The 25,693-nt window shown below is 69.9% G+C and carries 27 protein-coding genes; 10 read left to right on the top strand and 17 right to left on the bottom strand.

The genetic code is table 11. The features are described from left to right. Positions 1-5 precede the first annotated feature (5 nt). The 5 genes from U9J66_RS09295 (at position 6) to groL (ending at position 5,089) form a co-directional block, all read left to right on the top strand. The gene (locus tag U9J66_RS09295) at positions 6-284 is read left to right on the top strand and encodes a ubiquitin-like small modifier protein 1 (protein WP_014908476.1); all 279 of its coding nucleotides are present in this window, start codon (positions 6-8) and stop codon (positions 282-284) included. 180 nt (positions 285-464) lie between these two features. Beyond that, positions 465-1,046: a PadR family transcriptional regulator gene (locus tag U9J66_RS09300; protein WP_326337512.1), complete on the top strand. Its 582-nt coding sequence runs from the start codon at positions 465-467 to the stop codon at positions 1,044-1,046. 224 nt (positions 1,047-1,270) lie between these two features. Beyond that, positions 1,271-2,242 carry an ATP-binding cassette domain-containing protein gene (locus tag U9J66_RS09305; RefSeq protein ID WP_326337513.1) on the top strand — a complete coding sequence of 324 codons (972 nt, stop codon included), beginning with the start codon at positions 1,271-1,273 and terminating at the stop codon, positions 2,240-2,242. After that, on the top strand, positions 2,239-3,045 hold the full coding sequence (locus tag U9J66_RS09310) for an ABC transporter permease (protein ID WP_326337514.1): 807 nt from the start codon (positions 2,239-2,241) through the stop codon (positions 3,043-3,045). The genes U9J66_RS09305 and U9J66_RS09310 overlap by 4 nt, the downstream gene beginning before the upstream one ends. A 412-nt stretch (positions 3,046-3,457) precedes the next feature. Next, positions 3,458-5,089 carry a chaperonin GroEL gene (gene groL / locus U9J66_RS09315; protein ID WP_014908880.1) on the top strand — a complete coding sequence of 544 codons (1,632 nt, stop codon included), beginning with the start codon at positions 3,458-3,460 and terminating at the stop codon, positions 5,087-5,089. A gap of 109 nt (positions 5,090-5,198) precedes the next feature. On the opposite strand, the gene zwf is transcribed toward groL, so the two are convergent. From zwf to U9J66_RS09335, 4 genes are all read right to left on the bottom strand, one after another. After that, a complete protein-coding gene (gene zwf, locus U9J66_RS09320; RefSeq protein ID WP_326337515.1) occupies positions 5,199-6,608 on the bottom strand; it encodes a glucose-6-phosphate dehydrogenase in 1,410 nt (469 codons plus the stop codon). A 117-nt stretch (positions 6,609-6,725) separates the two neighbouring features. Then, entirely contained in the window at positions 6,726-7,196 is a 471-nt protein-coding gene (locus U9J66_RS09325) for an NUDIX hydrolase (protein WP_326337516.1), read from the bottom strand. A 57-nt stretch (positions 7,197-7,253) separates the two neighbouring features. Then, positions 7,254-7,877 carry a response regulator transcription factor gene (locus U9J66_RS09330; protein ID WP_326337517.1) on the bottom strand — a complete coding sequence of 208 codons (624 nt, stop codon included), beginning with the start codon at positions 7,875-7,877 and terminating at the stop codon, positions 7,254-7,256. Next, the gene (locus U9J66_RS09335; RefSeq protein ID WP_326337518.1) at positions 7,874-9,058 is read right to left on the bottom strand and encodes a sensor histidine kinase; all 1,185 of its coding nucleotides are present in this window, start codon (positions 9,056-9,058) and stop codon (positions 7,874-7,876) included. Before U9J66_RS09335 ends, U9J66_RS09330 begins: the two co-directional genes overlap by 4 nt. A 172-nt stretch (positions 9,059-9,230) precedes the next feature. Between U9J66_RS09335 and U9J66_RS09340 the strand changes: the two genes are divergently transcribed. Beyond that, entirely contained in the window at positions 9,231-9,791 is a 561-nt protein-coding gene (locus U9J66_RS09340; protein WP_017533233.1) for a GlcG/HbpS family heme-binding protein, read from the top strand. A gap of 106 nt (positions 9,792-9,897) precedes the next feature. Here U9J66_RS09340 and U9J66_RS09345 read toward each other — a convergent pair whose 3' ends face one another. The 4 genes from U9J66_RS09345 to U9J66_RS09360 all read right to left on the bottom strand — a co-directional run bounded on the left by U9J66_RS09345 (position 9,898) and on the right by U9J66_RS09360 (position 15,642). Then, entirely contained in the window at positions 9,898-10,278 is a 381-nt protein-coding gene (locus U9J66_RS09345; protein WP_017533234.1) for a hypothetical protein, read from the bottom strand. A gap of 971 nt (positions 10,279-11,249) precedes the next feature. After that, positions 11,250-12,011, bottom strand: a complete 762-nt coding sequence (locus U9J66_RS09350) for an SAM-dependent methyltransferase (RefSeq protein ID WP_326337519.1) — start codon at positions 12,009-12,011, stop codon at positions 11,250-11,252. Between the two features lie 59 nt (positions 12,012-12,070). Then, on the bottom strand, positions 12,071-13,909 hold the full coding sequence (locus U9J66_RS09355) for an ABC transporter ATP-binding protein (RefSeq protein WP_326337520.1): 1,839 nt from the start codon (positions 13,907-13,909) through the stop codon (positions 12,071-12,073). Continuing rightward, entirely contained in the window at positions 13,906-15,642 is a 1,737-nt protein-coding gene (locus U9J66_RS09360; protein ID WP_042283860.1) for an ABC transporter ATP-binding protein, read from the bottom strand. The genes U9J66_RS09355 and U9J66_RS09360 overlap by 4 nt, the downstream gene beginning before the upstream one ends. A 140-nt stretch (positions 15,643-15,782) precedes the next feature. Between U9J66_RS09360 and U9J66_RS09365 the strand changes: the two genes are divergently transcribed. After that, a complete protein-coding gene (locus tag U9J66_RS09365) occupies positions 15,783-16,667 on the top strand; it encodes a CPBP family intramembrane glutamic endopeptidase (protein ID WP_161110709.1) in 885 nt (294 codons plus the stop codon). 7 nt (positions 16,668-16,674) lie between these two features. Here U9J66_RS09365 and U9J66_RS09370 read toward each other — a convergent pair whose 3' ends face one another. The 3 genes from U9J66_RS09370 to U9J66_RS09380 all read right to left on the bottom strand — a co-directional run bounded on the left by U9J66_RS09370 (position 16,675) and on the right by U9J66_RS09380 (position 17,758). Next, complete coding sequence (locus tag U9J66_RS09370; protein ID WP_017533240.1) at positions 16,675-16,944, bottom strand: type II toxin-antitoxin system RelE family toxin; 270 nt, start codon at positions 16,942-16,944, stop codon at positions 16,675-16,677. Then, entirely contained in the window at positions 16,941-17,207 is a 267-nt protein-coding gene (locus U9J66_RS09375) for a type II toxin-antitoxin system Phd/YefM family antitoxin (protein WP_017533241.1), read from the bottom strand. The genes U9J66_RS09370 and U9J66_RS09375 overlap by 4 nt, the downstream gene beginning before the upstream one ends. A gap of 110 nt (positions 17,208-17,317) precedes the next feature. After that, the gene (locus tag U9J66_RS09380) at positions 17,318-17,758 is read right to left on the bottom strand and encodes an NUDIX hydrolase (RefSeq protein WP_014911689.1); all 441 of its coding nucleotides are present in this window, start codon (positions 17,756-17,758) and stop codon (positions 17,318-17,320) included. A 139-nt stretch (positions 17,759-17,897) separates the two neighbouring features. On the opposite strand from U9J66_RS09380, the gene U9J66_RS09385 reads away from it, so the two are divergent. Further along, positions 17,898-18,998: a zeta toxin family protein gene (locus tag U9J66_RS09385; RefSeq protein ID WP_326337522.1), complete on the top strand. Its 1,101-nt coding sequence runs from the start codon at positions 17,898-17,900 to the stop codon at positions 18,996-18,998. Positions 18,999-19,009: 11 nt separating this feature from the next. Then, the gene (locus tag U9J66_RS09390; RefSeq protein WP_014909456.1) at positions 19,010-19,597 is read left to right on the top strand and encodes an LURP-one-related/scramblase family protein; all 588 of its coding nucleotides are present in this window, start codon (positions 19,010-19,012) and stop codon (positions 19,595-19,597) included. Between the two features lie 31 nt (positions 19,598-19,628). On the opposite strand, the gene U9J66_RS09395 is transcribed toward U9J66_RS09390, so the two are convergent. Both U9J66_RS09395 and U9J66_RS09400 read right to left on the bottom strand, forming a co-directional pair. Next, a complete protein-coding gene (locus tag U9J66_RS09395) occupies positions 19,629-20,453 on the bottom strand; it encodes a cupin domain-containing protein (protein WP_326337523.1) in 825 nt (274 codons plus the stop codon). A gap of 146 nt (positions 20,454-20,599) precedes the next feature. After that, positions 20,600-21,577 carry a R2-like ligand-binding oxidase gene (locus U9J66_RS09400; protein WP_161110705.1) on the bottom strand — a complete coding sequence of 326 codons (978 nt, stop codon included), beginning with the start codon at positions 21,575-21,577 and terminating at the stop codon, positions 20,600-20,602. A gap of 237 nt (positions 21,578-21,814) precedes the next feature. Between U9J66_RS09400 and U9J66_RS09405 the strand changes: the two genes are divergently transcribed. Beyond that, positions 21,815-22,051 (top strand): hypothetical protein, encoded by a 237-nt coding sequence (locus U9J66_RS09405; RefSeq protein WP_042283871.1) that lies wholly within the window; start codon positions 21,815-21,817, stop codon positions 22,049-22,051. A gap of 452 nt (positions 22,052-22,503) precedes the next feature. On the opposite strand, the gene U9J66_RS09410 is transcribed toward U9J66_RS09405, so the two are convergent. The 4 genes from U9J66_RS09410 to U9J66_RS09425 form a co-directional block, all read right to left on the bottom strand. Beyond that, positions 22,504-24,150, bottom strand: coding sequence for a DNA repair helicase XPB (locus U9J66_RS09410; RefSeq protein ID WP_326337524.1), 1,647 nt, complete (start codon positions 24,148-24,150; stop codon positions 22,504-22,506). An 81-nt stretch (positions 24,151-24,231) separates the two neighbouring features. Beyond that, on the bottom strand, positions 24,232-24,561 hold the full coding sequence (locus U9J66_RS09415; RefSeq protein ID WP_017533247.1) for a hypothetical protein: 330 nt from the start codon (positions 24,559-24,561) through the stop codon (positions 24,232-24,234). Between the two features lie 68 nt (positions 24,562-24,629). Next, positions 24,630-24,953: a hypothetical protein gene (locus U9J66_RS09420; RefSeq protein ID WP_014911761.1), complete on the bottom strand. Its 324-nt coding sequence runs from the start codon at positions 24,951-24,953 to the stop codon at positions 24,630-24,632. Positions 24,954-25,222: 269 nt separating this feature from the next. Beyond that, on the bottom strand, positions 25,223-25,645 hold the full coding sequence (locus tag U9J66_RS09425) for a hypothetical protein (protein ID WP_014913049.1): 423 nt from the start codon (positions 25,643-25,645) through the stop codon (positions 25,223-25,225). Positions 25,646-25,693: the final 48 nt, after the last annotated feature.

Below are 25,693 nucleotides of genomic sequence, written 5' to 3' on the forward strand. Positions count from 1 at the left end.
ACCACATGAGCGCCAGCGTTCGCGTCCCCACCATCCTGCGCACCTACACCGGTGACGCCTCCGAGGTCAGCGCCGAGGGCTCCACCCTCGCCGAGATCCTCGACGACCTGGAGGCCAACCACCCGGGCATCCGCGCCCGCATCCTCGACGACAACGGCAAGGTGCGCCGCTTCGTCAACGTCTACGTCGGCGACGAGGACGTCCGTTTCGAGAAGGGCCTGCAGACCGAGGTCAAGGACGGTCAGCAGGTGTCGATCATCCCGGCCGTGGCCGGAGGCTGCTGAGCCCGGGGTTCCACGACCTCGCGCGAGCATGAGGGGCGGACGTCTCGCCGAGACGTCCGCCCCTCGCGTGCGCGCGCCCTCGGGTCCATGAACACGACCGCCGGCCGCGAGGCGGCCCGCCCCGCGCGTGCGCGCGCCCTCGTAACCTGGGTGCGGGATTCTTCAGGGACGAGGGTGGCGATGTCGGCGACGCGGTTGTTGGTGCTCGGTGTGGTGCGGATCCACGGGCAGGCGCACGGCTACCGGGTGGGTCGCGAACTGATGGACTGGGGCGCCGAGGAGTGGGCCAACGTCAAGTGGGGTTCGCTCTACCACGCGCTGCGCAAGCTCTCCGAACAGGGAAGACTCCGTGAGTTCGTGGCGGAGGGGGAGGTCACGGATCGCACCTCCTATGAGATCACCGAGGAGGGGGAGGCGGAGTACGACCGGCTCCTTCGCAGGGCGCTGAGCAGCACCGACGATCACGCGATGCTGTGCGCCGGGATCACCCTGATGACCAGCCTGCCGCGCGCCGACGTGATCGGCCTGCTCCGGGAACGGTTGGAGTGGCTGGAGGGGAACGTCGCGGGGGTGCGCGAGTCGATGGATCCTTCCGAGACGAAGTGGGGGAAGCCCGCCCACGTGCGCGAGCTCTACCGGCTCTGGGAGTACTCGCTCGACTCGGGTGCCGCCTGGACCCGGCGGTTGATCTCCTCGCTGGAGGCGGGGGAGTACGTCATGGCCGACGACAGCCCGAGCGCCTTCGGCCTTCCGCCGGCCTGACCGGGCCCGAGACCTTCCCGGGTCCCCGCCTTCTCGGTGTTCCGACGCCCCGTTCTCCCGGCCGGCGTGCTCGTGACTCTCACGGGCCCGGGCCCTCGTCCCTCCCGGGGTCCGGATCCTTCGAGTTCGCGCTTTTCGGTCCCACCGTTGCTATTAAAACTTGAATAACCACGCCTCGTGGTGCAGTCTGATCCTCGTATTCAAGTTTTAATACGGAGGGATCCATGATCCGCACACGTGAACTGACCCGGCGCTTCCGGGTCGGCAAGGAGACCGTCGAAGCCGTCCGCGGTGTCGATATCGACGTGGCCGCAGGAGAGACCGTCGCGCTCCTCGGCCCCAACGGGGCGGGTAAGTCCACCACCCTGCGCATGCTCACCACCCTCCTCGAACCCACCTTCGGCACGGCCACCGTCGCCGGACGTGACGTACGCGCCGAGCCCTCCGAGGTCCGTCGCCGGATCGGGTTCGTCGGACAGGGGCATGGCGCCGCGGACGACCAGCGTGTCCACGACGAGCTGTACTCCCAGGGCCTTCTCTACGGGCTCGACCGCCGCACCGCCCGGCGTCGGGCCGGCGACCTGCTGGAGACGTTCGACCTCGCTGCCGTCGGCCGGCGCGAGGTCGACACCCTTTCCGGGGGCCAGCGGCGCAGGCTCGACGTCGCCATGGGCCTGGTGCACCGCCCCGGTCTGCTCTTCCTTGACGAGCCCTCCGCGGGACTGGACCCGCACAGCCGGGCCGACCTGTGGGAGCACGTCACGCGGCTGCGGGAGGAGTTCGGGACGACCGTCGTGCTCACCACCCACTACCTGGACGAGGCCGACTCCGCGGCCGAGCGGGTCCTGGTCATCGATCACGGGCGGGTGATCGCCGACGGTTCGCCCGAGGAGCTCAAGGGCCGCGTCTCCGGCGACCTGGTGACCCTCGTCTTCGGCGACGAGGAGCAGTCCCGGAGTGCCGCTCGGGTGGCCGACGGGATCGCGTCGGACGGCGGGGTCGAGGTCCATCGGGGAACCGGGGCCGACCACGAGGTGCGCTTCCGGACGGAGCGCGGCGACGCCGTCCTGCCGGACCTGCTGCGCGCTCTCGACGCCGCCGACCTCGATCTGAGCACCGTCCAGGTGCAGCGTCCCACCCTGGACGACGTGTTCCTGACCCTGACCGGCCGCAGCCTGCGTGAGGAGGGCCGATGACCACCGCCATGACCCCCGAGACCGTCCGCTCCGCCCGACACGGAGGGCTCGCGGGACTGCTCCGCGACACAGGCACCGTGTTCGCCCGACAGATGCGCCCGGTGTGGCACCGGCCGTTCGTCATCGCCTTCGGTATGCTCCAGCCGCTGCTGTACCTGGTGCTGTTCGCGCCGCTGCTCACCGGGCTGTCGGGTGCGGAGGGGGAGAACCCGTGGCAGTGGTTCGTGCCCGGCCTCTTCGTGATGCTGACCCTGTTCACCTCCGGTTTCGCCGGGTTCGGGCTCCTGCCCGAGATGGCCTCGGGCGCGCACGAACGGATGCTGGTCACCCCGGCCGGTCGGGTGGCCCTGCTGCTCGGTCGGGTCCTGCGCGACCTCGTGATCGTGTCGACGCAGATGCTGCTGATCCTGTTCCTGGTGCTGCCGTTCGGTTTCCGGACCACCTTGCCGGGGGCCCTGGCGGGGTTCGCGCTGCTGGGGGTGCTGGCGACCGGGCTCGCCACGCTGTCCTACGTGGTCGCGATGGCCGTCGGACGGACCTACGTGTTCGCGCCCATCGTCCAGACCGTGATGATGCCGCTCCTGTTGCTCTCCGGGGTGCTGCTGCCGATGGAGTCGGCGCCGGGCTGGCTGTACACGCTGTCGCGGCTCAACCCGGTGGCGCACGTGGTGGACGCGGCACGGGTGTCGTTCGGCGGCGGAACGTGGGACGGAACGGTACTGCTCGGCTGGGTCATGGCGGTCGGGCTGACCGTGGCGGCGTTGGCCTTCGGAGCCCGTTCGACGCGTCGTCTCCACGGCTGAGACCTGGGGCGGGCGGGCCTCGATCCGGGTGGAGCTCCACCCGGATCGAGACCCGGGCGAATCGGGGGGGTGCCGGAGGGTGCGGCCGGGGTCGCTCATGGGTAGGAGGGTCACGGAGCGGCCGATCCTCCCTGTTCGCCCACCGCTCAAAACGCCCGGAACGAGGCATGTTCCTCCAGGTGACGGGTGTTCCTCCGGCTGTGGAAATCGTGACCACATCGTTTGCACTCTCCATGGGCGAGTGCTAAAAAGGTGACTGGTTAGCACTCACCTTTGTCGAGTGCTAACCGGATCGAGGCTGCGAGATCACGGGCCTCCGACGGAAGGGTGTCGGGGGAACGCGGTCGTCCGTCGCGGGCGCAGGCCTCGTCCCCGTCGCGTATCAGCCCGGTCACGGGAGGACAAGAACTCAATGGCAGCCAAACTGATCGCGTTCGACGAGGAGGCCCGTCGCGGCCTCGAGCGTGGCATGAACCAGCTCGCGGACGCCGTGAAGGTCACCCTCGGTCCCAAGGGCCGCAACGTCGTTCTGGAGAAGAAGTGGGGCGCCCCCACGATCACCAACGACGGTGTCTCCATCGCCAAGGAGATCGAGCTCGAGGACCCGTGGGAGAAGATCGGGGCCGAGCTGGTCAAGGAGGTCGCCAAGAAGACGGACGACGTCGCCGGTGACGGTACGACCACCGCCACCGTCCTGGCCCAGGCCCTCGTCCGCGAGGGTCTGCGCAACGTCGCCGCCGGCGCCAACCCGGTCGGCCTCAAGCGGGGCATCGAGGCCGCCGTCGCCCGCATCAACGAGGAGCTCGGCAACCTCTCCAAGGACGTCGAGACCAAGGAGCAGATCGCCTCCACCGCCTCCATCTCCGCCGGTGACACCCAGATCGGTGAGACCATCGCCGAGGCGATGGACAAGGTCGGCAAGGAAGGCGTCATCACCGTCGAGGAGGGTCAGACCTTCGGGCTCGAGCTGGAGCTCGCCGAGGGTATGCGCTTCGACAAGGGCTACATCTCGCCCTACTTCGCCACCGACCTCGAGCGCATGGAGACGGTCCTCGAGGACCCCTACATCCTCATCGTCAACTCCAAGATCTCCAACAACAACGAGTTCCTGCCCGTTGTCGAGAAGGTCCTGCAGTCCGGCCGTCCGCTGATGGTCATCGCCGAGGACGTCGCCGACGGCGCCCTCCAGACCCTCGTGGTCAACAAGATCCGCGGCACCTTCAAGTCCGTCGCCGTCAAGGCCCCGGGCTTCGGTGACCGTCGCAAGGCCCAGCTCGGCGACATCGCCGTGCTGACCGGCGGCCAGGTCATCACCGAGGAGGTCGGCCTCAAGCTCGAGAACACCGAGCTGGAGCTGCTGGGCCGCGCCCGCAAGATCGTCGTCACCAAGGACGAGACCACCATCGTCGACGGTGCCGGTGACGCCACCGCCATCGCCGGTCGCGTGAACGAGATCCGCAACGAGATCGAGCGCACCGACTCCGACTACGACCGCGAGAAGCTCCAGGAGCGCCTCGCCCGTCTGGCCGGCGGCGTGGCCGTCATCAAGGCCGGCGCCGCCACCGAGGTGGAGCTCAAGGAGCGCAAGCACCGCATCGAGGACGCCGTTCGCAACGCGAAGGCCGCCGTCGAAGAGGGCATCCTGCCCGGTGGTGGTGTCGCTCTGCTCCAGGCCAGCGTCCCGGCCTTCGAGAAGCTCGACCTGGACGGCGACGAGGCCATCGGCGCCGACATCGTGCGTCGCGCCATCGCCGAGCCGCTCAAGCAGATCGCGGTCAACGCCGGCCTCGAGGGCGGCGTCGTGGCGGACAAGGTCAAGAACCTGGAGCCCGGGTTCGGCCTGAACGCCGCCACCGGTGAGTACACCGACCTGTTCAAGGACGGCGTCATCGACCCGACCAAGGTCACCCGTTCCGCTCTGCAGAACGCGTCCTCGATCGCCGGTCTGTTCCTGACCACCGAGGCCGTCATCGCCGAGAAGCCGGAGAAGGCCGCGGCTCCCGCCGGCGACCCGACCGGTGGCATGGGCGGTATGGACTTCTAAGAGGTCCGAACCTCCGAGGTCCGGATACGCGACCTCGCCCGCGACGACCGGGCGGTCCCCTTCGGGGGTCCGCCCGGTTTCGCCTTTTCCGGGGGTGCTCCCTCGCGGCTCAGTCGATCCCGTGCGGGCGGATCGCGTCGGCGGGCGGATGCCAGCCCGAGGACCCCGGAAGCTCCAAGGAGGAGACGGGGCCGTAGGTGCCGCGTGCGTAGGTCTCGGGTACGGACGTCAGGTCCACGATCGGGTCGACGATCCGCCACGACTCCTCCACCACGTCGAAGCGTACGAACCTTCCCGGGTCGCCCACCACGGCCCCTCGCAGCACGTTCTCGTAGGCCTCGTGGCCGCGGCCGAGCCGTCGGCCGATGTCGGCTCCGATCGCGATCGGTACCGGGGAATCGCCCTCGGCGCCGGGGGCGTTCAGGGACGTCTCGATGGTCGCCCCCGACCAGGGCTCCAGCTGGAAGCGCACCAGGTCGGCGGGGCCCGGGTACAGGTCGATCGGGGGCCGCGCGAACTCGACCACCACCTCCCAGGAGGTGAGCGGCAGGTGCTTGCCCGAACGCACATAGAACGGCACCCCCGCCCACCGCGGGGCGTCCACCCACATGCGCAGCGCGAAGAAGGTCTCCGTGGTGGAACGCGGATCGACCCCCTCCACGTCGAGGTAGCCGTCGTAACGACCCCGCACCACGTCCTCGGGGGTCAGGGTGCGGGTGGCGCGCAGCACCCGCAGTTTCTCGTCCTCGATCGCGGCCGGGTCGGTGGACAGCGGCGGTTCCATGGTCAGGAGGGCGAAGAGCTGCAACAGGTGGTTCTGGAAGACGTCCCGGATCGCCCCGGCCGCGTCGTAGAAGGAGCCCCGGTCCGCCACGCCGAAGTCCTCGGCCATGGTGATCTGCACGTTGTCGATGTGGGCGCGGGACCAGAGCGGTTCGAGCAGGCCGTTGCCGAAGCGGGTCAGGGGCAGGTTGCGCACCGACTCCTCGCCCAGGAAGTGGTCGACCAGGTAGAGACGCTCCTCGGGAAAGCAGGCGAGGAGCCCGTGCCGTAGCCGGCGGGCCGAGGCGAGGTCGTCTCCCAGGGGTTTCTCCACCACCAGGCGGGCGTCGTGGGCGAGCCCGGTGTCGGCCAGGGCCCGCGCCACCTCGACGAACAGGGCGGGCGGCACCGCCAGGTAGTGCGCGGTGAACGAGGAGCCCCGCAGGGCCTCGCCCAGTCGGGTGTAGGTCTCGTGCTCGTCGAGGTCGCCCGAGACCAGGGTCAGCCGGCCGGCCAGGTCGTCGAAGACGGCGTCGTCGATCCGGCCGTCGAGGGCGGTGTCGTGTTCGACGATCGCCTCACGGGCCCGACGCCGGAGGGTGTCGGTGTCCCAGCCGCTCCGGGCCACGCCCACGATCCGGGCGGGGGCCTCGCCCCGCTCCACCAGGTGGTAGAGGGCGGGCATGAGGTACTTCCGCGTCAGGTCTCCGGTGACCCCGAAGATCACCAGGGCGTCGGCGTCGGGTCCGGTCGTCATCGTGCTCCCCCCACTTCGCGGCGTCCCCGCTCGGTCGGGGCCGCCAAGGGCCGCATACCCGGGGAGAAGGGGGCGGGTGCCCAAGGGCGGGCCAAGAATTCCCGCCGAGGCCCGAACCTAGAGCGAGCCGAGCCGGTCCCGGACCGCGCCCGCCACCTGGGGGGACAGGTCGCTCCGGTCGTACTCCCGCATCGGGGCCCAGCGGAAGCCGGTGTGCTCTTCGGACAGTCGGATCGGGGCGCCGTCGTAGGGGGCGGAGAAGGCGAACCAGCGCTTGCGGTTCCCGCTCCGGGACACGTAGTCGAACCAGGAGACGAACGGATCCGGCCGCACGGGGGCGTCGGCCTGCCTGCCGATCTCCTCGTGGAGCTCCCGGGCCAGTCCCTCGAACAGGCCCTCACCCGGTTCCACGCCGCCGGAGGGGAGGTCCTCCCCGCCGGGGAAGGAGGTGTCGTCGGGACGACGGCGCAGCAGCAGGAACTCCCGCCCCTCGGCCCTGTGCAGGATCATTCCCACCGAGAAGCGCGTGATCCCCTCCGCGCGCGCCTGTTCCACCAGCCTCCGCGGGTCCACCGTCGTCTCCATCATGGGGCCGACGGTACAGGCGGGAGCGGTCGCCGGCCCGCGCGGGGCGCCGGCCGTCGTTCAGTCCAGCCTGATCAGGGACCGGTCGACGGCCACCCGCACAGCGGCCGTTCGGGTCTCCACGCCGAGCTTGGCGTAGATCCGTTGCAGGTGCGTCTTGACCGTCGCCTCGGTGATGAACAGGCCCTCGGCGATCTCCCGGTTGCCCGCGCCCCGCGCCAGGAGGCGGAGGATCTCGGTCTCGCGCGGGGTCACCCCGGGCAGAGGGTCGCGTACCCGCCGGACCAGCCGGGCCGCCACGTGCGGGGACAGCACCGTCTCTCCGCGAGCCGCGGTCCGGACCGCCTCGAAGAGCCGGTCGGGAGGGCTGTCCTTCAACAGGTAGCCGGAGGCCCCCGCGTCCAGGGCGCGCATGATGTCGCCATCGGTCTCGTAGGTGGTCAACACCAGCACCCGGGGCGGGCGCGGCAGCCTCAGAACGCGTTCGGTGACCTCGACCCCGTCGGTGCCCCCGGCCAGCCGCAGATCCATCAGGACCACGTCCGGTTCGCGCAGACCGATCAACCGCAGCGCGTCGGTGCCGTCGGCGGCCTCGCCGACGACCTCGATGTCCTCCTCGCCCTCGAACAGGGCGATCAGACCGGCGCGCACGATGGGGTGGTCGTCCACCAGGAACAGCTTCACTCGCCCTCCTCGACGGGAAGGGAGACCGACACCCCGGTACCCGCTCCGGGGGCGCTCTCCACGCTCAGAGATCCGCTCAGTTCCTCGACCCGCGCCCGGACGGCGGGCAGCCCGTAACCGCGCCCGGAGGTGGAGCGCGACGTCGAAGGATCGAAGCCGACCCCGTCGTCGCGCACGTCCAGGGTCACCCGGTCGCCGATCCCGGCCAGGGAGACCGCCACCCGCGAGGCCCCGGAGTGTTCGCGGACGTTGGCGAGCACCCCCTGGGCGATGCGCAGCAGGGCGGCGTTCACCGTGTCCGGAAGCCCGTCCAGGTCGCCGTCGCAGGTCAGACCGGCCTCGACCCCGGTCTCCTCGGACAGGGAACGGCACAGGTCGGTGAGCGCCTCGCGCAGCGTCGCGTGCTCCAGGGAGGCCGGTCCCTCGCCCTGGACGAAGGCGCGGGCCTCCGCCAGGTTGTGGTCCACCCCCTCGGTGGCCTGACGGACCAGGGACCGGGAACGGTCCGGGTCGCTCTCCCACGACAGATCGGCGGCGCGCAGCAGCATGCCGGTGCTGGAGAGCCCCTGCGCCACGGTGTCGTGGATCTCGCGCGCCAGGCGCTCACGCTCCTCCAGGACACCGGTACGGCGGTGCGACTCGGCCAGGGCGTCGCGGGTCCGGAGCAGGTCGGCGATGATGCGTCTGCGCTGTTCGCTCTCGCGCTTGATGACCGTGACGGTACCGACCACCATCGCCGCCAACGTCACGGGGACGACGAAGACCGTGGGGTCGTCGACGTCGGTCAGGGCGACCCATCCGGCGGTGGTGGCCACGGCCAGCACCGCGGCGACCACCATCGCCGCCGGGGCGGGCAGCAGCCGCAGCGCCAGGAACAGCAGGGGGATGGCGGCGAAGCCGAACGAGGGCGCGATCCAGACGAGGGCGATCCAGCACACGAGCACACCGGTCAGCCAGCCGTAGAGGACCGCCCGGTGCGCGCGGCGCCACAACAGCAGGCCCACGGCGTACAGAAGGCCCACGACGAGGGCCAACTCCAGGGCGGCCACCGTCCGGTCGTCCAGTTCGTGCCTGATCAGCAACCGGATCGCCGAGGCGATGAGCAGCGTGAAGAAGCCGATGTGCATGACCGCGTTGAGGAGCGGGCTGCCGACCCCGCCGTCCGAAGCTTTTCGTCCCACCGTTCCCATGGTGCCCACCTACATCAGTATCGGTGTCATCCGATCGGATGACGAGGAAGGTGGCCCGAACGGTGCGCGAGGTTCACTCGCTCACCCGATGGCGACCGGCCGATTCTCGACGAAGGTGGTGGATGTCGAAGACGAGATGTCCACGAAGGGAAAGTGATCGGACATGAAGCGCAACCACCTCATCGCCACCATGGCCGGAGCGGGTCTGGGTCTGGCCGTCGTCGGCGGCGTCGCCGCCACGACCTTCCTGCCCGAGGACGCCCCCGGCGGGCCCGCCCCGGCAGCGGCGGCGGTGGCCCCCCAGGCGGTGGCCGACCACGAGGTCCTCAGCGCCGACGCCCTGCTCGCGGCGGGCGAGGCCGGTCTGGCCGAGGCCCAGGAGCAGGGCCAACAGGTCTCGATCGCCATCATGGACCGTTCGGGTTCGGTCCGGTTGGTGCTCAAGACCGACAACGCCGGTCCGCAGACGCAGGACTCCGCCGAGCAGAAGGCCTTCACCGCGGTCTCCATGGGAAGTCCGACCAGCGAACTGGCGGAGAACGCCTCGGGTGACGGCCCCACCATCGCCGACATCCCCGGCACCCTCTTCCTGGCCGGTGGTGTGCCGGTGACCTCCGACGACGCTCCGATCGCGGGTATCGGCGTGGGCGGCGCGCCCTCCGGAGACATCGACGAGGAGATCGCCCAGGCCGCCCTGGAGGCCTTGGAGGACTACGAGGGCTGAGCGTCCCCCGAAACCCGTACGCGCCGGTCCCCATGAGGGGGCCGGCGCGGGTGCGTTCGGACCTGGGCGGGGCGGGCGAAGCCGCCGGAGAGGGCCCCGGTCGCCATCACCGCGCGCGCGTGATGCGAAGGACCACCACGAGGGCGATGGTCCACACGATTCCGGCGACCGCGAGGGTGCCGAACACGGGGGCTCCGACCACGTGGGCCAGGCCGCCGAAGGCGAGGGCGGGGAGGGTGGCCCCGCCCAAGGAGAGGAGGGCCGCGGAGGCCCTCTCGACCACGGAGCCCGCCCGGGCGCTGCCCTCGAGGCTGCCCCAGGCGCCGTCCACGCCGATGCCGCCCTCGACTTTGTAGGCGACGGGGGTCTTGTCGAAGACCACGTCGGCCCGCTCGTTGGGAGACTCGTTCTCGAGACGGATCTCCGCGGCGTAGGTTGCGACCCGAGTGACCCGCTTCCGCGGGACCCTTCCCCGGGTATTTCCCATGTGCCAGACCTCCAACGGTCGAGTTGTCAGGGGGGCGGTGCCGTCCGACCCGGTGGAGCCCGTGTCGTACCGCACCCGGTGACGCCGTGGCGTCGAGTGACCACGTCATGAGATTATCATGTACGCAGTTTTTAGGCAGTCATTGGCATCATGAAAGATGCATTGACAGCATGCGTAGTCAGATTGATACACTCCTTCCTGACGGATGAACGATGTGAAGAGACAGGGGGGACCTTGGCGCTCGGCGGTGACGGAACTCGGAGGAACCGGTTCTCCCGTGATCAAGGACCGATCACGTACACCGACGCGACCCGTGGTCTCGGCACCCTCACCGCGACACCGAACGGCCCCCCTCCGTCGCCCGTGAGAACCCTCGGGCGGCGTCTCCCGGCTTCTCCGCGCGCGTGGATCTCCGCGGCATTCCGTTGAACGAACCCTGGTCGAGTCGGAGAAAGAGGATGTGTCATGCCACCCAGGAGCACAGGAACCGAAGTCACGGAGATCTCTCAAAAGCCCGGTCGTTCGACCGGACGACGAGGAGGTGGACCTTCGACGCGGGTCACCGTCAATCTCACCGCTCGTTCGGCCAAGGCCCTGGAAGAGGCGGTCGCGGCCACCGGGGATACACAGACCGACGTGATCAACAGGGCTCTCCAGGTGTACGCCTACCTGGAGTCGGCCATGGCCGAGGGTGACCGTGTCTACGTCGAGAACGCCGAGAGCGGAGAGCGCGAGCGCCTGCGGTTTTTCTGATCCCGTCCTTCGTCGATGGCCGGTCCGAGACCTCACCTCGCCCGCGATGGCGTGACGGGACCGCCCGACGGACCGCCGGGTCTCCTGTTCACCGTGAGCGTCGAGTGCCCACGAAGCGCTTCCGTGATCGGGTGCACCGTCTCCCATGTTCTATGAGAGCGACGATGGGCCTCGGAGGTTCGCGAGGATCCGGGGCTCATCGTCGGTTCCCAAGGCGTTCAGACCCGGATCAGGGTGAGGTAGGCGAAGCCGAGGGTGTCCCGGGCGCCGTGCGTCCGGAAGCGTCGCATCCGGTCGGCCCGCTCACGGACCTCCTCGAAGTCGGGGGCGTCCGGGCTGTTCAGGAGCCATTCCTCGCGGGCCAGGGCGATGCCGTTCTCCATCACGTCCCACTCGTCCACGCCGGCCTCGGACAGGGAGCCCAACCGGAAACCGTGCTCCAGGGCGAGATCGACCAGATCGGGGAGTGGCCGGTACTGGCCACGGGTCCCACGGGTCCCCTCCATCGCCGCGTACTCCTCTTCGGTGGGGGTCCGGCGCCAGAAGCATTCCCCGAACAGGGCCCTGCCGCCGGGGCGGACCAGGTCGGCCAGGGCGGTGAGCGCGTTCTCGGTGTGCGTGATCGGCTCCCCTCCCCACACGTGCGAGGCCCCGATGTTGAACACCACGTCGGCGGGCCCGCCCTTCCAGGTCGCGACGTCGCCCACCACCAGTTCGACCCGTTCGTCCAGACCCCGTTCCCTCGCGGCGGCCCGCCCCTGACGGATGTCCTCCTCGTGCAGATCGATCCCGAAGCCGGTGGCGGAGGGCGAGGTGGCGAGAGCGCGTAGGAGGAGCTCGGCCCAGCCGCACCCGAGGTCGACGACGTGCCGGTCGTCGAGGAGACCCAGAGAGCGCACCAGTCGGGCGGCGCGTTCGTCGGAGAGCGGACCGTGGAAGGAGAGGTCACGGTGGTACGGGGGAAGCGCGTGGGAGGACATCCGGACAGGATCGCCGCGCACGGCGACCCTGTCCACCGTTTTTCCGGGACGGCCGCCCCTCAGCCGGTCGGCCGGGCCTCACCGTGCCAGGCGTGCCACAGGTCCGCGTACGAACCGCCCAGGGCGAGCAGTTCGTCGTGGGTGCCCAGCTCGGCGACGCCGCCGCCCTCGACCACGGCGATCCGGTCGGCGTCGTGGGCGGTGTACAACCGGTGCGCGATCGCCACCACGGTACGGCCCTCCAGCACCCCGGCCAGGGAACTCTCCAACCGGCGGGCCGAACGCGGGTCGATCGACGAGGTCGCCTCGTCCAGGACCAGGACCTGCGGGTCGGCCAGCACCACCCGGGCCAGCGCCAACTGCTGTACGTGGGCCGGGTCCAGTGGGTCGCGCCCCGAACCCACCTCGGTGTCCAACCCGTCGGGCAGGGAACGCACCCAGGCGTCGGCGTCCACGGCTGCCAGCGCCCGCCACATCCGGTCCCGGTCCACGTCGGAACGGTCCAGCGACAACGCCAGGTTCTCCGCGATCGTCCCCCGGAACACGTGGCTCTCCTGACTCAGCAGGATCGCCCGCTCCCTCCGCTCCTCGGGGGAGAGACCGGATAGATCGACCCCGCCGACCCGGACGCTTCCGGAGGTCGGCGCGTGCACCCCCGCCAACAGCTTGCCGAGGGTGGACTTGCCGGCGCCGCTGGGACCGACCATCGCGAGCCGTTCACCGGGGCGCAGATCGAGGTCCACCCCGTGCAGTACCTCGGTGTCGGGGGTGTAGCCGAACCGGACCTCGCGGAGACGGGCCGTGCCGGGGGCGTCCTTCTCGGCCGGGACCGGTACGGGCGTCTCCTCCTCGACCATCCGCACCCCGAGCAGGCGGCGAAGGCTGGTGAACCCCAGCATCAGGATGTCGATCTGGTCGACCAGCTGGTCCACCGGCCGGGTCATCTGCACGGCCAGGAAGACGGCGGTGGCGATCTGGCCGAGGGAGATCACCTCGTTGATGTACAGGTAGCCCGCCAGGAGGAAGGTCAAGGCCGCCGCCAGCTGATAGGCGAACTCCAACGGCGGGAACCACACGCAGCGCAGCCACAGGGTGTACCGCTCGATCAGGTAGGAACGGTGCACGCGCCGGTCGTTATGGGCGTCCTGCCGCTCCTGTCGACCGAGTGCCTCCAGGGTGTGCGCCCCCTCGACGGTGTCGGCCACCCCCTGGGTCAGGTCGGAGTAGGTCTCCATCTCGCGGAGGTAACCGGCCGGCGCCCGACGCCCGTACCAGCGCGTGGTCACGGCGACGATCAGGACCGTCGGCAGCCAGGCCAACGGCAGGGCCGGGTGCACCAGGGCCAGCGCCACGAGCACGACCACCACGGTCGCCGTGCTCACCGCCATGACCGGGACCGCGTGGCGCACCATGAACCCGAGCGTGCCGATGTCACGGCCGGTACGCGAGACCAGGTCGCCCGTGCCCGCGCGCTCCACCGTGCCCAGGGGCAGACGCAGTGTGGACTCCACGAACTCCTCACGGAGCTCGGCCAGCAGGCCCTCACCGAAACGGATGGACAGGGCCACCGACACCAGGACGAACCCGGCGTTGAGCACGAGCGCCCCGATGACGATCAACGCCATCAGGTCGATCCGCCCGGCGTCCGCGCCGGCCCGCACCTCGTCGATGATCCTTCCGAGCACCCACGGGGCGGCGACCGCGGAGGCCGTCGCGCAGCCGTACAGGAGCACGACCGCCAGCAGGGTCCGACCGTGCTCGTGGACGGCCCTGCGCAGCCGGGCCCAGACCACGGGGGCCGGAGCGACCGGGAGCCCGGACGCCTCCTGATCGGAGGCGGGACCGAACACCGGATCGTCGGGGCCGCTGACGAGCGGGCGGTCGGTGGTCGGGATCATGCCATCTCCCCGGCGGTGCGCAGGACGGTATCGGAGTAGCGGGGCGCGAGGGCGAGCAGCTCCCGGTGGGTCCCCTCGGCGCTCACCCGGCCGTCCTCGACGAACTGGACGTGGTCGGCGTGGTCCAGCAACAGCGGGCTGGTGGTGACCAGGGCGGTGGCCCGACCCGCGCGCTCGGCGGGCAGCCGTTCGGCGATCGCCGCCTCGGAGTGCGCGTCGACGGCGGACGCCGGCTCGACCAGGATCAGTACCTCGGGGTCCTGGGCCAGGGCCCGCGCCAGTCGTAGACGCTGCTGCTGCCCGCCCGAGTACTCGCGCCCACGCTCGGTCAGCACGGCGTCGAACCCGGCGGGGGAACGGCGCAGCACGTCCTCGGCGGCGGCCGCCCGGACCACCTCGGTCAGACGTTCCTCGGGAAGCCCGCCGTCGGGGGCGAGCTCCTCGCGCAGAGGACCGGAGAAGAGATGGGCGTCGTTGGCGGCGACCAGGACACGACGTCGGGTCTCGCGCAGCGGAAGGTCGCGCAGCCGCACGGTCCGGCCGCCGGTGTGCTCCACCATCTCCGCGCCGGGGCCCTCGCCGTCGTGGTAGCGCCCCAACCGTTCGGTGACCAGCGTCGCGTCGTCCGGATCGGCGCAGACCACCGCGGTGACCCGGCCATGACCGATCACCACGCCGCTGTCCGGATCGCGTAGGTCGTAGGGGCCCTCGGGGCCCGCGACCGGGGTCTCGGGCTCTGGAAGGTCGTGCTCCAGGGCCAGCACCCGGGTGGCCCTGGCCGCCGACACCCGCGCGGAGACCAGCATCGACAGGAACTCCATCAGGTGCCGCAGGGCGACGGCCAGGGAACCGGTGTAGCCGTAGAAGGCGACCAACTGTCCGATGGTCAGCTCACCGGTCAGGGCCAGGCGGGCGCCGTACCAGACGATCCCCACCAGCAGCAGACCCGGATACAGCTCGCGGACCGCCTGGAGGGAGGCCTCCCACCAGCCGACCCGGACCCCGGCGTCCCTGACCCGGCGGGACTCCTCCCGATAGCGTCCGCCCACGGTCCGCTCGCCGCCGACCCCGCGCAGCACGCGCAGGCCGGAGACCAGGTCGGTGGCCTGGGTGGCCAGCTCGGCCTGCCGGTCACGGTGCCGCGTCTTGCGCCGGGCGAAGGGACGCAGCAGCGGACCGATGCCCAGGACGATCACCGGCACCGCCACGAGCACGATCAGACCGAAGGTGACGTGCGAGGACAACATGAGGGCGCTGATCGCCGCCATCGTCGTGACGGCGCTGATCGCCAGACCGGACCGCTCGTACAGGTCGCCGATCCGGTCGATGTCGTCGGTGCCCACCGCCACCACCTCGCCGGAGGGCAGTCGCCGGGTCAGGGTGGGGCCCAGCCGCGCGGCGCGCGCGGTGACCACCTGCACCGTCCGGTAGGCCGAGGTGTACCAGTTGAAGCAGGAGGCGCGCTCGTAGAGCGGAACGACGGCCGCGGTGACGAGCGCGCACAGGGTGATCCCCGCGAACCACGTCCACAGCGAACGCGGGTCGCCGGCGGTCAGAGCGGAGTCCAGGGCCATGCCGAGCAGGGTGGCGACCATGACGCCGCCCAGGTTGTAGACGGCGCAGGTCACACCCGCCCAGGTGATCGACCGCCACTCGGAACGGGCGAGCCAGAGCAGGTATCGGTCGGCCGAACGGTGGTCGGGGACGCCCGGAGGCTGGGGAAGAACGCGCACGTTCAGGGACTCTAACCAGCGGATCCGAGAGGATCCACCTATTTTCTCGCCTCCCGTAGGGAGGGTGAGGAAGGGCGTCAGGGGAGCTTTCGGGGTGTTCCCCGATGTGCCGGACGGACACGGGCGGAGACGCTGGAGGCATGGACCCGAACATCCCCCGCGCGAACCGGACCGACGGCCCCGCACGACCCCCGCTGCTCCTGAGGATCACCGCCGTCACGATGGCGGCCGCGCTGATCTGGTACTCGCTGGCGGCCCTCAACGACCTGTCGCCCATCGAGGCCGGTGACTCCGGCAACCTCGCCCACTGGATGAACGCCCTGGTGGCCTTCTCCCTGGCGGTGCCGATGATCTGGGCGGCCCGCAGGTTCCTGGACCGTCGCCCTTGGGAGGGCCTGCGCCTGACCGGGCCGCGCGAGGCCTGGCGCCCCTTCCTCGTGGGCCTGGCCTCGTGGCTGCTCCCCGCCTCGCTGGGCCTGGGGGTCTGTCTCGCCCTGGGGGTGACGATCACCCCGAGCGCACCCACGGCGGAGGTCGTGTTCTCCCTGATGATGGTGGTCGTCCTGGTACTGCTCTATGAGGCGCTTCCCGAGGAGCTGATCTTCCGCGGTCACCTCTTCCGCAACCTCAACACCGTGATGTCGGGCTGGGCGGCCGTCCTGGGCCAGGCGGTGCTCTTCGGCCTGTGGGGGTCCGGTCTGTGGGTGTTCTCCCAGGGCTGGGGCGTGCTCGTCGAACGGCTGCCGCTGTTCATCGGGGTGGCGTTGGTGCTCGGCTGTATCAGGCTGGTCACCGGGAACCTCTGGGCCTGTGTGGGCTTCCACCTGGCCTTCCAGGTCGGGGCCCAGGGCCTGCTCAACTGGGGGCTGTTCGAGGTGAGCGACCTGGACACGGTCATGGGGACCGTCTTCATGCTCCCGCTCGTGCTCGGGCTGCTCACCACCATGATGCTCCTGCGCGACACCGGCACCTGGTCCGAGAGGATCCCGGACCAGGCGCCTAGAGACTCCTCGGCCGGTCGGTGAGTCGAGATCACGGGAGGGGGCGGTCGTACACGCTGGAGCGGTGTCCGACGTGCACCACCCAGATGATGAGCTTCTCGTTCTCCACGGTGTAGACGACCCGATGATCGCCCACTCGTAGACGGCGGATCTCGGGGGCTCCCACCAGCGCCGTGGTGCCGAACCCCAGAGGGTCCCGCTCCAGTTCCGTGAGCTTGCGGAACACCGTCATGGCGACATTGCGTGGAAGCTTGCGGAGTTCCGAGCGGGCTTCCGGTCGAAAGACGGTTCGGTAGCTCACTCGGGGCCGTCCAAGATCTCCGCCATGACCTCTTCCATCGGGATCCCGGGTTCGGGGTTGTTCATGCGCTCACGCACCATGCGCATGATCTCCTGCTCTTCCAGTTGCTGATATCTGCGCAGGAGGTCGATGGGGACGACGGCGGCGACCTCTCTCCCGCGTCTGGTGATCACGGTCGGTGAGTCCTCCCTGTCGGCACGATCGACGACGTCGGCGATGTGATCACGCACCTGACGAATGGACTCCACCTGCATCTCGCTCATGGTCCCAATGGTACACATGGAACCTTCGGTACGCCTGAAGAAGTATGGAGAACCGAGGGTGGAACGCCGAGAGGCCGTGGAGGGATCTTCCACGGCCCCTCGGTATCGGATCAGGTGAGCAGGCCTCGCTCGTGGAGAAGGTCGACCAGGTCACGGACGGCGGGGGCGCACAGGGCGCGGTCGGCGTACCCGACCCAGGCCAGCTCGCCGACCTCGTTGTCCGCGGCGATCTCGCCGTCGTACTCGGCGGTGAAGCAGATCAGCCGCACCCGGGTGCCCTCGGGCTGATCGTGGGCGACCTGGTCGATCTCCGCGATCCGCTCGAACGTTCCCGGACGCAGGGACACGCTGACCTCCTCCCGGGTCTCCCGGGCCACGGCGGCCTCGTCGCTCTCGCCCGGCTCACGCTTACCGCCGGGCAGGTACAGCCGGTCGCGGTTCCGCGAACGCACGCACAACAGGCGGCCGTTCTCGATGTGGACCCAGGAGAGGGCGTCGATGACCGAGGGAGATCCGGAGACGTCGGAGGTGGAGGTCGGAGTGGAAGACATGTGGCCACTTTAGGACGGTGGAGAAACGGTCGAAGCGCCGCTTCGAGGTGATCCCAGGCACTACGATCCGTGGATGCCGGCGGTCGCTCGTACCCGTAGGACCGCGCGGACAGGCAGGCCACAGCGAGAGCGGACGCACATGACCTCCTCCAGCACCGGTACCGGTCCGGGCCTCGGCCCCGACCTCTCCGACGAGACCACGGCGAACGGGTCGACCCCCCTTCTCGGGGAGAGCGCGGGCGGACGTGTTCCGCCCCTGAGCCCCGCGCGACGCGAACTGATCGAACGCGTCCACAACCTCTACAGCGCCGCCATCGGCGCCTGTCTCTCTCGCCGGGAGAGCTCCCCCGACCTCCTCGAACGCGCCACGTCCCTCCTCGAGGAGGAGGCCCGACTGCCCTTCCTCACCACCGAGGAACTCGCACGGGCGGCCGCGGAACTGCCCGACCTCATCGCCGCGCTGCGGGCCGAGCCCGTGCGCGCCCCCGCCGGGGCCACACCCGCGGACCTGCGACGCGCGCTGTCGGAGGACGACCTGGACACCCTCTTCGGCGTCGCCCTGCGCGACCGGCTCACCGGGATCCCACGCGAACATCCCCGCCTGCTGCTCTTCGGCGGCCAGCCCGGATCGGGCAAGAGCACGCTCCAACGCTCGATCCTGCCCGCCCTGCCGGAGGGGACGGTGAGCTACGACGGAGACGACCTGCTGCGCCTGTCACCCGACTACGAGTGGGCCATGAGCGCCGACGACAGGACCGCCTCCACCTCCGTCTCCCACCAGGTGGGCGCCCTCCACGGACGGGCGATGGAGCACGTGCGCACGGGCCGCTTCGACGTGGTGTGCAGCCACCCGCTGGGTCGCGCGGACTGGGCCTCCGCCTGGGTCTCCGGGTTCAAGGAGGCCGGCTACCGGGTCGAGGTCGCCTTCGTCGCCACCCACGCCTCCAACAGCCGCTTCGCGATCCTGGACCGGCACGCCCGCGCCACCCGCGACCAGGGGTTCGGCCGATGGCTGCCGGAACTCCACCACGACCGTTTCTACCTGGGGGTCCCCAACACCATCGAGTTCCTGGAGACCCACCACCTGGTCGACTCGCTCCACGTGCTCTCCCGCGAGGGCGACGCCCTCTACTCCAACCACCGTGAGAACGGCACGTGGCGGACCGAGCCGTTCGGGCGGATCGCCCTGGAGGCGGAAAGGGGTCGACGCGAGCTCTGGCGCTCGGAGGACACGCCCTAAAATCCCTCCTCATGGACATCTTCAACGCCAACCCTCTCCTGGTGAGACAGCCCAAGCGCTACTTCACCGACGTCTCCGACTACGAGGTCTTCGACCCCCACGGGCGTCCGATCGCGAGGGTCAAGGAGCAGGGCGCGGACGGAGGCATGCAGGTGCTCCGTTTCATGGCCAAGAACACCGGCGGGTTCGCGCGCCTCGTACACGTCGACGACATGCACGGGCACACGCGGCTGGTCATCCAGAAGCACTGGTCCTGGATGACCGCCTCCACCAGCGTGAACCTGCCGGACGGGCGTCCGGTGGGCTCCATCGAACAGGACTTCAAGTTCTTCGGATCCAGGTTCACCCTCATGGACCCCTGGAAGAGGCCCGTCGGCAGCATCGAGGGCGACTTCATCGGATACGACTTCCGGATCAAGGACCACGCCGAACACGAGGTCGCCCGGGTCGACCGTAAGCTTCCCGACCTCGGGGAGATCTTCACCGCGGCCGACAGCTACGCGCTGCACCACCGTTACCCCTCGCTGCCCGAGCCGCTCCGCACCCTCGTGATCGCCTCCTCCATCGCCATCGACCTGGTCCTGCGCGAAGGCAAGTGACACACGAGGGCGCGTGCCCCGTGCCCCCGGGTCACGACCGGTGCGGCGGGTGCCCGAACGCCTCCTCGAAGGTCGGGTGGTGCACGCCGACGGCCTCGGTGTCCTCCTCCAACCTGAACACGGCCGAGGTGTTCGCGGGCATGTACAGCAGCTCTCCCGGGTGCACCGTGAAGGAGGAGCCGGCGCTCTCGACCGTGACCCGCCCCTTGGTGATCACGGCGGCCTCGTCATAGGGGAAGACGAGGTCGAAGACGCCGCCCCGCCCGAACCGGGAGAAGGCGATGCCCATGGGCGAGCCCTGCTCCCGATCCGCGACGTATCCCACGTAGGCGCGTGAACCCTCGTCCACGGTGACCCAGTCGGTGAGGTCGTCCGAATCGAACACCTGCATGACCGTGGGGTCGAAGAAGCCGCCTGAGTGCTCGGGACCACGCGGCGAAGCGGACATGTCGGGCTCCTCGTCCCGCTCGGACAGCGCCCCGAACTCCTCCACCGACACCCCGACGGCCTCCTGGAAGGTGGGGTGGTGGACGCAGACCATCCGGAGCCGCTCCTCGATCTCGAACGTGCCGGGCACGCCGCGCGGCTGATTCAGGATCTGACCCGGGCCCGCGGAGATCACCCCTTCGGCGGTCCGGACGGTCAGCCGGCCCTCGGTGACCACGGACAGTTCGTCGTAGGGCCAGGAGAAGTCGAAGTTCACGCCCGCCTCGAAGTGCACGAAGGCCAGCCCCATGGGGGAACCCTCCCGCCGGTCGGCGACGTAGCCGACGAACGCCTCCCCGTCGTGGAAGGTGTGCGTCTGCCGTACGTCCTCGGCGGTGTAGCGGGCCACGACGGTGGGATCGAAGAACATGGTGGGTCTCCCGTCAGGTGTGCGATTCGTACGTTTCTTCGGCGGGGTAGGGGATGGCCTGCCCGCCGACCCACGGTCGGACACCGGACGGTCGGGACCTGATCCGGCCAGGGTGAACCCGGAATAACGGGGCTTCGGGGTTCCGCTCAGGGGGTCGGAGAGGCCATGGCGGCCTGATCCTCGTCGCCGAAGCGCTCCTCCAACTCCAGGGGTGAGGCGTCCAGATCGATCCGCTCCAACGGCACGCCCCGGGCCGCCTCGATGGCGCCCAGTCTGCGGGTCGCACGATCGGCGGCGTACTCGATGAGCCGACCGGGAGGGAGCTCGTAACGCCGGACCTGCGGATCCCGCGACGGGGTGTCGCCGTGTTCGACGGTGCTCAGCACGTGGGGGAGCAGCTCCTCCAGCCGTTCGTGCACCACGCCCCAGCAGGCGTCGTCCGCGGCCACGTGACGCCGACAGGTGAAGGTGCCCCAGGCCATGTGCCGCCGCTCGTCGTCGCCGATCAGCCGGATGATCCGCCGCATCCCGGGGAGGATGTCGCGCACGGTGCACACGTGGTTCCACGCGTAGTAGCCCGTCAAAGCCAGCGAACCCTCGATGACGTGGTTGTAGGTGACCGAGGCGCGCACCTGGTTGTGGGGGCTCGGATCGTCGAGCAGGGCCTCCATCGAGGCGGGCAGTTCCTCGTAGAACAGGGCCCGGTAGCCCGGGTTGGTGTCGACGTATCCGTGCAGGTCGTCCCGGACCCCGATCGCGTCGAGCCACAGTCGGAAGGCCTGGACGTGCCGGGCCTCCTCGAAGGCGAACTGTGTCAGGTACATCTCGTCGCCCAGTCGCCCCTCGGCGGCCATGGCGCGCAGGAAGGGCTGGATGTCCTCGGTGACGGCCTCCTCGCCCGCGGCGAAGAGGGCGCACAGACGCAGAAGACGGGTGCGCGCCTCTTCGTCGAGTCGCTCCCAGTCCTCGGCGTCACGGGAGAGGTCGATGTCGGCGGGGTCCCAGAACCTCGCGTTGCCCTTGGCGAAGAGTCGTAGCGGCAGGGAGTCCCAGTTCAGACCGCCCTGACCGAGAGAGCGGAAACCGGAGCGGCGGACGGACGAGGGGGTCGGTGTCGGAGCCATGTGCACCTCCGTGCGAGGGGTGGAGGGGGGAGGACTTCGAGGCGCGCCGCCCTCATGATTGGACACGAAGGCCCCTCGTGTAAAGGCCTTGAGGTGATACGGGCCTCACCGCCGGCCCCCGCGCGGCCTCGACGACCCGCAACCCGCGATCCGGTCGGGGACGGCGGCGATCCGGCCTCGCCGAAACGGTACGGTCGGGGGTGAACGACCACATGAACGATCTGATCGGGGGACGACGTGTTCTGTGGTGATCCCGGCAGTCCCGGATACGCCGCGTGCGCCGCCCAGTCCCAGCTCTTCGCGCTGGCCTCGGCGATCCCCGCGCTCCTCGGTCTGGCGCTCCTGGTGGCGGCCTTCACCGCCGCCTCGGTCCGAGGCGATCGCGAACTGCGCGCCCGGACCCTGGGCTACTCCCTCGTCGCCTGGGGGATCGCCGCCGGCACCTACGTCATCGGGGTCCTGCCCTCCCTGTGACCAGGGGTTCGGGCACCCGAACCCCTACCCCGACCCCCTGGGGTGACGGTCACACGATCTCCTACCTCAACCCCCTGGGGTTGGTGTGGGAGGGTGTGCGGCCGTTACACCCTGCTGTGGCTAGGGCCCGAAAGTGTTTGCTTTGCGCCTCCGCCGGCGCTTCGGCGCGTGTTCGGGCGCCCTAAGAGGGAGCGTTCTTCATCCTCGTCCACGCCTGGCTCGTTCCTCGCGGGCGGCTCGACTCGTCTTGCAGAACACTCCCGGCGCCCGAACGGGCAACCCCCCGTGGCGAGGTAGGAGACCGTGTGCAGCGACCCCCTGGGGTACCGGAGGGTGCGGACTCCCACCTTCACCCCCAGGGGTGTGACCCGCAGCTCGATCTCCTACCTCAACCCCCCGTGGCGACGGCCACGCGGTCTTCTACCTCACCACGGGGCCGCCCGAACATCTCCTCAGCTCTCGTCGCCGGCCAGGAGGTCGGAGGCGTCGGTGATCCGGTACGCGTAGCCCTGTTCGGCGAGGAAGCGCTGCCGGTGGGCCGCGTAGTCCTGGTCGAGGGTGTCGCGGGCGACCACCGCGTAGAAGCGGGCGGTGCGGCCGTCGGCCTTCGGGCGCAGTACCCGGCCCAGGCGCTGGGCCTCCTCTTGGCGTGAGCCGAAGGAGCCCGACACCTGCACGGCGACGCCGGCCTCGGGGAGGTCGATCGAGAAGTTGGCGACCTTGGACACCACCAGGGTGCGCAGCTCTCCGGAGCGGAAGGCGTCGAAGAGACGTTCACGCTCCTTGTTGCGGGTCTCGCCCTTGATGACGGGGGCGCCCAGACGTTCGCCGAGCTCGTCGAGCTGGTCGATGTAGGAGCCGATGACCAGCACCTGTTCCTCGGAGTGGCGTTCCACGATCTCGCGCACCACCGAGGTCTTGGTCTCGGAGGAGGCGCAGAACCGGTAGCGGTCCTCGGGTTCGGCGGTCGCGTAGGCGAGCCGTTCGGACTCGGTCAGGTCGACCCGGACCTCCACGCAGTCCGCGGGGGCGATCCAGCCCTGGTTCTCCATGTCCTTCCACGGCGCGTCGTAGCGTTTGGGGCCGATGAGCGAGAACACGTCGCCTTCGCGGCCGTCCTCGCGGACCAGGGTCGCGGTGAGCCCTAGACGGCGTCGGGCCTGAAGGTCGGCGGTCATCCGGAAGATCGGCGCGGGCAGCAGGTGGACCTCGTCGTAGACCACCAGCCCCCAGTCCTTGGCGTCGAACAGCTCCAGGTGCGTGTAGACGCCCTTACGGCGGGCGGCCATGACCTGGTAGGTGGCGATGGTGACCGGCCGGATCTCCTTGCGGGTGCCCGAGTACTCGCCGATCTCGTCCTCGGTGAGGGAGGTGCGACGCAGCAGCTCCGTCTTCCACTGGTGGACCGACACCGTGTTGGTGACCAGGATGAGGGTGGTGGCGCCGGTCATCGCCATGGCGGCGGCGCCGACGATCGTCTTGCCCGCGCCGCAGGGCAGGACCACCACGCCCGAGCCGCCGGCGTGGAAACTCTCGGCGGCCTCGCGCTGGTAGCCGCGCAGTTCCCAGTCGCCGTCGGCCAGTTCGATGGCGTGGGCCTCGCCGTCGACGTATCCGGCCAGGTCCTCGGCGGGCCAGCCGATCTTCAGCAGGGCCTGTTTGAGGTTGCCCCGCTCGCTGGGGTGCACGGCGACGGAGTCCTCGCTCAGCCGTTCGCCCAACATGCCCTTGAGCTTCTTGGCGCGGACGACCTCCTCCAGGACAGCGCGGTCCGAGGACTCCAGGACCAGTCCGTGGACCGGGTCGCCGACCAGGGTGAGCCGGCCGTACCGGTCCATCGTCTCGGCGATGTCCACGAGCAGGGAGTGAGGTACCGGGAAGCGGGAGAACCGGATGAGGGCGTCCACGACCTGTTCGGCGTCGTGTCCCGCCGCGCGCGCGTTCCACAGCGCCAGCGGGGTGATCCGATAGGTGTGCACGTGCTCGGGGGCGCGCTCCAGCTCGGCGAACGGGGCGATGGCGCGGCGGCACTCGGAGGCCGACTCGTGGTCGATCTCCAGGAGCAGGGTCTTGTCGGATTGGACGATCAAACAGGACACGCGGGACCTTCCGAAGGACGGTGGACGAGGGGCGACCCCAGATGCAACACCGGAGGCCGCCCGATCATGCCCGTCGGGGTGTCACGACGTCAGGACGGCGAACACGATGATGCCCACGAAGAACAGCACCAAGAGCCCGATGACGACGCCGTTGGCGATCCACGCGTAGCGGGTGAACCGGGAGACCTTCTCGTGGTCGTACTGCTCGCTGACGGCCATGATCGAGAAGATCAGACCGACCGCGGCGAAGATCCCGTAGCAGGAGATCACCAGGAGGACGGAGACGACCAGCGCCGCGATGGCGCCCCCCTTGGGCGGCGGCACCGGGTAGGGGGAGTGGAAGTGACCGGGCGGCGGCGGATAGCCGGGGCCCTGGCCGCCGTAGGGGTCGTGTGGGGGACCGTAACTCATATGTGGTTCTTGCTTTCACTGGGCGGGCGTCGCTGAGGCCCGGGGGTGTGCTGTCGGACGGGGGTCGGTCAGATGCCGAGGAGCAGGATGAAGAAGGTGAGGACGAGCACCGGGATCGCGAACACCACGTACAGGGCGGTGTAGGCGAAGGTGCATCCCCAGGTGTAGCGGATGTAGCGCTCGACGGCCTCGGTGTCGGGTACGCGCTTCAGTGCCATGACCCCCATGACGATCCCGGGGACGTTGGCGAGCACGATGAAGAACCAGAGCCCCATCGAGAAACCGAGGATCGGTACCACCAGTGTGAGCAGCGCGACGACCAGAGCGGCCACGGCCCCGCCCACACGGGGCGGCGGTCCGGAGGGGTCGAAGGAGGCACGACGCGGCGGCACCGGGGCGGTCCACGGCGGAGGAGGGCCGACCGTAGGGGGCGGAGGAGCGCCCGCGGAGCGGCTCGGCCCGGGGACGGGCGGGCGTGCGAGGGAGGCGGGCTCCCGGGTCCAGAAGGCTCGAGGGTCGTGCGGTTCACCGTTCAAGGTCCACCGAGCCTCCTTTCGATCGATGCCCGACCCGTTCGGGTCGTTCGCGCCGTTTCTGGTCGCATACCCGTCTCGTCCGTATCGGACGCGGTCGGCTCCCTCCCGGTTCTGCCAATCCGGGGTCAGTACTGTGTCACGTCGACGATCCCCTGGATCCAGTCACCCGCCTGGGTGAACATCACGAAGGTCAGGATCACCATCACGAAGAACATGACCCCCGCCGCTCCCAGGCAGTACCAGGAGTAGCGGGTCAGGACCTCGGCCTGATCCGGCCGGCCCCGGTCCCGCGCGTGCGCCGCCCGCACCGCGAACGTGATTCCGGCGATGCCGAAGATCCAGTTGGCGCAGCACAGGGCGGTGATGGAGTGCAGGATCAGCGCCATGGTGGAACTACTGGAGGCGCCCCCGTTCGCGGTGGGGGAGGAGGCTTCGCGCTCCTCGTCCCGTTCCCGCTCCGGGGCCCGATCCCGACCCTTCGGCGTACGGTCCTCGTGCCCGCGGTCGCGGGGGGACGAGGCTCCAGGGGGCAGTGACGCGTTGCTCATGTGGGACTCTTCCCGGGTCCGGACCAACCGATCAGACGCCACTCTAGG

Origin of the sequence: Nocardiopsis sp. LDBS1602 (assembly GCF_035818715.1) — a bacterium.
Classification (GTDB): domain Bacteria; phylum Actinomycetota; class Actinomycetes; order Streptosporangiales; family Streptosporangiaceae; genus Nocardiopsis; species Nocardiopsis alba.

What these genes read in the sequence shown, in the direction of transcription:
- groL (WP_014908880.1), top strand. Translation starts at nt 3,458, where the DNA reads ATGGCAGCCAAACTGATCGCGTTCGACGAGGAGGCCCGTCGCGGCCTC.
- zwf (WP_326337515.1), bottom strand. Translation starts at nt 6,608, where the DNA reads ATGACGACCGGACCCGACGCCGACGCCCTGGTGATCTTCGGGGTCACC.
- U9J66_RS09400 (WP_161110705.1), bottom strand. Translation starts at nt 21,577, where the DNA reads ATGGCTCCGACACCGACCCCCTCGTCCGTCCGCCGCTCCGGTTTCCGC.
- U9J66_RS09385 (WP_326337522.1), top strand. Translation starts at nt 17,898, where the DNA reads ATGACCTCCTCCAGCACCGGTACCGGTCCGGGCCTCGGCCCCGACCTC.
- U9J66_RS09390 (WP_014909456.1), top strand. Translation starts at nt 19,010, where the DNA reads ATGGACATCTTCAACGCCAACCCTCTCCTGGTGAGACAGCCCAAGCGC.
- U9J66_RS09325 (WP_326337516.1), bottom strand. Translation starts at nt 7,196, where the DNA reads ATGATGGAGACGACGGTGGACCCGCGGAGGCTGGTGGAACAGGCGCGC.
- U9J66_RS09300 (WP_326337512.1), top strand. Translation starts at nt 465, where the DNA reads ATGTCGGCGACGCGGTTGTTGGTGCTCGGTGTGGTGCGGATCCACGGG.
- U9J66_RS09375 (WP_017533241.1), bottom strand. Translation starts at nt 17,207, where the DNA reads ATGAGCGAGATGCAGGTGGAGTCCATTCGTCAGGTGCGTGATCACATC.
- U9J66_RS09395 (WP_326337523.1), bottom strand. Translation starts at nt 20,453, where the DNA reads ATGTTCTTCGATCCCACCGTCGTGGCCCGCTACACCGCCGAGGACGTA.
- U9J66_RS09350 (WP_326337519.1), bottom strand. Translation starts at nt 12,011, where the DNA reads ATGTCCTCCCACGCGCTTCCCCCGTACCACCGTGACCTCTCCTTCCAC.
- U9J66_RS09415 (WP_017533247.1), bottom strand. Translation starts at nt 24,561, where the DNA reads ATGAGTTACGGTCCCCCACACGACCCCTACGGCGGCCAGGGCCCCGGC.
- U9J66_RS09425 (WP_014913049.1), bottom strand. Translation starts at nt 25,645, where the DNA reads ATGAGCAACGCGTCACTGCCCCCTGGAGCCTCGTCCCCCCGCGACCGC.
- U9J66_RS09295 (WP_014908476.1), top strand. Translation starts at nt 6, where the DNA reads ATGAGCGCCAGCGTTCGCGTCCCCACCATCCTGCGCACCTACACCGGT.
- U9J66_RS09310 (WP_326337514.1), top strand. Translation starts at nt 2,239, where the DNA reads ATGACCACCGCCATGACCCCCGAGACCGTCCGCTCCGCCCGACACGGA.
- U9J66_RS09355 (WP_326337520.1), bottom strand. Translation starts at nt 13,909, where the DNA reads ATGATCCCGACCACCGACCGCCCGCTCGTCAGCGGCCCCGACGATCCG.
- U9J66_RS09340 (WP_017533233.1), top strand. Translation starts at nt 9,231, where the DNA reads ATGAAGCGCAACCACCTCATCGCCACCATGGCCGGAGCGGGTCTGGGT.
- U9J66_RS09305 (WP_326337513.1), top strand. Translation starts at nt 1,271, where the DNA reads ATGATCCGCACACGTGAACTGACCCGGCGCTTCCGGGTCGGCAAGGAG.
- U9J66_RS09365 (WP_161110709.1), top strand. Translation starts at nt 15,783, where the DNA reads ATGGACCCGAACATCCCCCGCGCGAACCGGACCGACGGCCCCGCACGA.
- U9J66_RS09345 (WP_017533234.1), bottom strand. Translation starts at nt 10,278, where the DNA reads ATGGGAAATACCCGGGGAAGGGTCCCGCGGAAGCGGGTCACTCGGGTC.
- U9J66_RS09380 (WP_014911689.1), bottom strand. Translation starts at nt 17,758, where the DNA reads ATGTCTTCCACTCCGACCTCCACCTCCGACGTCTCCGGATCTCCCTCG.